Below are 5,198 nucleotides of genomic sequence, written 5' to 3' on the forward strand. Positions count from 1 at the left end.
TCGTCCGACGTCAAATTGTCAGCAGATACGCCGGCTTCCCGCGGAAAGACGATTACCGGTTTGCAGGGTTACGCCAGAGAGAGGTGAAGAGGTGCGGTGTTTCGAGAGGGCCGATCCGTACCAGCCGGCTTACCGTCCGGCTTTACTGGCGAGACCCTTCTGGACGGCCGCCAACAGATCCACCCGCCCCGCACCCATCTGGTCGTTGCGGCCGTTGGGGAACTCCTGCGGGCGCGGCTTGTAGGCCGTGCTGCACAGGATGTCGCGAACCTGGCCGGCGGTCAGCTCCGGGTTGGCGCTGAGCACCAGCGCCGCCGCGCCCGCCACGATCGCCGCCGACGACGAGGTGCCGTCGAAGTTCCTCACGTAGTTGCCGGGCGTCGCGACTGCCCTGGCGGCGCCCAGCGCACCTGAGATGTCGGTGGTGACCTGCCGCTGGCCCGGCGCGGCGATGTCCACCTCCTCGCCCCACGCCGAGATCCAGCCCGACTTGTCCGCGTTCAGCCCTACCGGCTCGTCGGCATCGTTCGTCGCCGCCGCCGCGATCACGTCCGGGAGCCTGGCCGGGAACTTGACTCCTTTGTCGGACGGGCCGAGGTTGCCCGCGCCGGCCACGATCACGCACCCCTTCCCGTTGCGCCCCTGTCCGGCAGCGCGCCGGATGGCGTTCTCGACTGCCGGGTGCGGGTGCTCCAGGTACAGCGAGAGGCTGATCACGTCGGCCCCGTTGGCCACGGCCCAGTCGATCCCGCGGGCCACCGCAGCCGGGGCGATGTTCCACATCGGCTCGGTCCCCGCCGTGTGCATCACCCGGGCGGAGAGGATCGAGCATCCCCCGCCGAAGCCGCGGATTCCCTCGCTGTTGAAGGGGATGGCCGCGGCCAGGCCGGCGCACGCGGTGCCGTGGTAGTCCGCGTCCTGCGGGTTGTCGTGGGGCGGGTTGTCCACCATGTCCGCGAACCCGACGATGCGCCCCGCAAGGTCCGGGTGCGTGCGGTCCACACCGGAGTCGATCACCGCGATCCGGATGGCGGGGCTGCCGGCCCCGCCCACCGCCTTCAACGCGTCGTCGGCCCTGGTCCGCACCCGGGCCCACTGCGAGCTGGCCAGGGGATCGGACGAGTCCGGCGGCGCGTCGGGCTGGGAAGCACCCGGCTCGCGAACGGGGCGGTACTCCACCAGGTCGGGCGCGGCGTAGAGCACGCCCGGCTGCGCCGCGATCGCCCGGGCCTGGGCGACCGGATCCTCGTGCTCCGCCAGGCGCACCACGTAGTCCGTGCCGAACTGCCAGACGACCTCCCAGCCGCGACGCTCGAACATGGAGACGGGGCCGCGGGCGCTCCGCTCCATGCCCACCACGATCCGGTCCGTCGCGACCAGGCTGGTGGTGCCTGCGCGGTAGACGGGCACGGCCCGGACCACGGCGGGGTGATCCCGCAGCTCCCGCAGCGCATACTCGGTCGCGTTTTCGGTGACGCCCGCCTCGGGGCTCAGCTCGAACACGGTGTACTTCTCGCCGGGGATTTCGTAGCGGGGGGCCTGCGGGCCCGCGAGCGCGTCCATGCCAGCGACGTCGCGGCGCACGGCGTGTGGAGCCGGCTCGCGGAACCGCACGGCGACCCGTGTGCGGTCCAGTTCCGCGCCCGTGTCGTTTCCGTGGAAGATGAACTCCATCAGTTCCTCCGATCCTTGTTAGGAGTGCGCTGCTCGTGCCTGGCCCGCCCGCGCAGGCGGGCCGGGCGGTGGATTCACGGGGTCTGGAGAACGGCGAAGCCCGTCCCGCACTTGTACGAGGCGCCTATTGCGCCGCCGTTCCCGGCTTGGCCCTTCCACTTGGGGAGTGGGAGAGCGGCCGGCGGGTCGGCGAGGGCGGCGTAGAGGATGAGGAAGTGCGCCATGACCGTGTCCGGCGGGGGGGGCGGCTGCTGGGTGGGGTCGGTGGCGAACAGCTCCTCGCGAAGCACGTTCACCACCCGCAGGTCGATCGTGTTGTTCAGGGGGAACAGCGGCGTCAGTGGCTGGCCTCCGCGGCCGTTCAGCCCCCCCAGCGACCAGTCCAGCCGGGGGCCGGGGACGGTGAACGTCCAGCGCACCTTGTGGGCGATGGCCACGTCGGAGCCCAGCGCGCCCAACTCCCAGGGGTGCTCCGCCACCACACCCGCGCCCGTGCCCGAGGCGAAGCTGACCCTGCTGGTCACCAGATCCAGCGGCGCGTCGGAAACCCTGAACTTCGGCACGGTCCTATCCACCGCCTGCGAGAGGTTGGGCACCGCCGGGATGGCGTGCGACAGGTCGCCGCCGAACCCGGTGAAGTCCAGCACCTTGTCCTCCAGCGCGATGCTGCTGAACGAGCCCTTGAGCAGGGGCGCCCCCTCGACGTCGTAGGCCGAGTTGTAGAAGATGCGGGGATGGTGGCGCTCCTTGGCGCAGCCGCAAGGTAGTCCGCCGGGTCCCGACGGGATCGCGTCCGGGTCCAGGTCGGGCGCCAGCAGCAGCACGTCCATCTTCGGCGTCGCCGGGTCGGAGACGAAGAGGCACAGGCCGACGAAGTCGACGTTCACGGTGATCGGGGGCATTGGGTCACCTCGCGTGGGAGCGGTGGATCAGTTGCCGGCGTAGCGGAACGCCGCCCAGCCGGCGGGGGAGCGCTCGCGCGCGTCGCGCGAGCCAATCATCCGGAGCTGTGCCCGGCGGAGCGCCGCCGCGCCGTCCGGTCGCTCGCGGTAGGCTCGGTGGAACTCCAGCATCATCGGCAGGGTGGCGCCGTCCTCCACCCTCCACAGGCTTCCGACCACGCCTGCCGCACCGGCGGCCAGGAATCCGTCCGCGAGACCTGCGAATCCCCCTGGGCGCGCCGCAGGCGACCGGAGCGTCTCACACGCGGAGAGCACGACCACGCTGCCCCACCGCAGCCGCAGTGTCTCTAGATCCTTCGCCGACAGCTCGCCCCCCATGCCGCCTTCGCCGGGGGCCAGCACCAGGCGCGAGCGTTCCGGGTGCTGATCGTCCAACACGGCGTGGCCGGCAAAGTGGATCAGGATGGCACGGGTGAAGGATGCGGTCACGTTGGCGCGCGTGGCCGAGGAGCCCGACAGAACTGTGGCGTGAGGATACGTGCGGCGGAGGAGGCGGACTTCGGCGTCCGCTCCGGGCAGCGGGTCCAAGCCGGGCTCGGCTCTCCGGTCGAAGCCGGCGCCGGAGACAAGCACCGTTTCGCCGGCCGTGATGGAGGCGAGCCTGCGGATCGCAGACAGGGAGGGCACCACCCGGAGGGGATGGTCCTGCACGAGGTACCGGTTCGTGCGCGGGTCCAGCAGCGCGGCGAAGGGCACGTCTGCGAACGCCTCGCCGGGGACCAACGTTATGGGCAGCTCCGCACCCGCCAAGGCGGTACGCACGGGGCGGATAAGCTGGTCGTAAAGGCGGTGGAGATCGGCGGTCGCGGCGTTTTCCGGACGTTCCCTGGCCTGCTCGAGCGCTGAGCGAGCGCTCCTCACGCTCCGCACCAGTGCCTCGGCGTTCACCGTCCTGCGGACCAGCCGCACGGCCGTGTCGCGAAGAGTCCAGACGAGGAGCGTGTCGCCCACGAGCGCGTACTCGACGGCGACCTCGCCGCGGGGAGTGCGCAAGTGACCGGACACGTCACGGACCGCCGCCAGGCGCGCGGGGAGAAGGGCGGTCCGCGTACGTTCCAGTCTCAGCAGGGCGCCCCAGGCGTCGCCGGCCCGCGCGTGCCGCATCATGATCCGGTCCGAGACGGCTCCGATCATCCGGAGCAGCGCCATCCTATCGACCGGGCTCACCCCCGGCCGCCGGACTGCACCTATGAGGCGCAGCACGCGGTCGAGGTCGCTCTCCGCTCCGCGAACGTCGTCCCCGGCGAGGCGGGCCTCGGCGCGGGCGGCGAGCGGCGGAAGCAGCCGCAAGTCGTTGTGCTGTGTGCCCCAGTACGTCACTGCAGAGTCCAGGAGGGCGACTGCGCCTGCCGGGTCGGCATGGCGGAGTGCGGCCACTTCGGCTTCCCAGCCGTCCGCCCGGATCCATGCCGCGGCCTGTGCCGGGAGCAGGCCCTGGCGAATCCGCCGGAGGCCGGCCAGGTCCCGGGCGGCCCGTGCCTCTTCCCCCATAGCCATGAGGAGCCGGGCGCGAGTGGAATGCGCCTCGGCGGCGTCCACGGGATCGCCGGCCAGTTCCGTGATCGCCACGTCTTCGTCCAGCACGCGTGACGCAGCCCGGAGGTATCCGTCGCCTGCGGCGGCGTCGGCGAGGGCCCAGAGGGTGCTGTGCAGCCAAGTCGACGAAGGGTGGCGCCGCAGGATGGTCAGGGCGCCATGTGCGGAGGCGTACGCCGCGGACGTGTTGCCGAGGTGGTGCTCGGCCGTGGCAGCGTATGCCTGCACCGCCGCACGGTTTTCCTCCTCGCCGGCGCGGGCCAGCAGGCGCGCGGACGCCACGTAGCCGTCCCGCGCTTCGCGGTAGCGCAGTTGGCGCAGGCGGCTGGTGGCCAGCAGCCAGCGTGTGCGACCGGCGAGCGCGGGCCACCGAACCGAGTCCGCACGGGAATCGAGCTTCCCCAGAAGCGCCTCGGCCCGCGCGGAGTTGATGCCGATCTGCGCCCCGCCATAGAAGGAGGAGGCCCAGGCTCGCAATGGCGATCCCGCCGGGGCGGCGGAGCGGACCCGCGCAAGGGTCGCGAGGCCCCGGCCGTTGAGGGAGGCGTCGTACTCGGCCCTCCCGCGGGCGAAGTCGCGATGGGCGCGTGCCAGGGAGCGCAGCTTGGCCGGGGAGGAGCCAGTCCGCCGGATCCAGCGTACCTCGTCCGCCAGGGAGGCATCACGACCATGGCTCTCCAGCGCGTACCCCAAGGCCAGTGCGAAGCGGAGGCGTGCCTCGGCGGTGGCCTCATGCCCCTTGAGCACGGCATCTCCCCATTCGTCCAAGACGTGGTCCCAACCGAGGCTTCGGGCCTCCTGAGGCATGTCGGCGGCGAACCGGTCGATCGCCGCCGAATCGCCTGGCGCCGGTGCATTCGGCACCCCTGGTGCGGCGGGTAAGGCCACCCCGGTTAGCCGGCGCCGCGCCTCCGCCGCCCAGGCGGAGGTGGCGTCGGCACGGAGATACGCACGCCAAGCCGCGGCCGCGTTCGTGTCCAGCCCCTGCCGGTCCAGTGCGAGCGCCAGGTTGTAACGGGCCTGAGG

3 protein-coding genes are annotated in these 5,198 nt (G+C 71.9%); all 3 read right to left on the reverse strand.

The features are described 5' to 3' along the window. Nucleotides 1–129 precede the first annotated feature (129 nt). Nucleotides 130–1,674, reverse strand: a complete 1,545-nt coding sequence (locus VFE05_17055; protein HET6231787.1) for a S8 family serine peptidase — start codon at nucleotides 1,672–1,674, stop codon at nucleotides 130–132. A gap of 74 nt (nucleotides 1,675–1,748) precedes the next feature. Further along, entirely contained in the window at nucleotides 1,749–2,576 is an 828-nt protein-coding gene (locus VFE05_17060) for a hypothetical protein (GenBank protein ID HET6231788.1), read from the reverse strand. 27 nt (nucleotides 2,577–2,603) lie between these two features. Continuing rightward, nucleotides 2,604–5,198, reverse strand: a 2,595-nt coding sequence (locus VFE05_17065; protein HET6231789.1) for a CHAT domain-containing protein, incomplete at its 5' end; no start/stop codon positions are given.

This window comes from Longimicrobiaceae bacterium (assembly GCA_035696245.1).
GTDB lineage: Bacteria > Gemmatimonadota > Gemmatimonadetes > Longimicrobiales > Longimicrobiaceae > DASRQW01.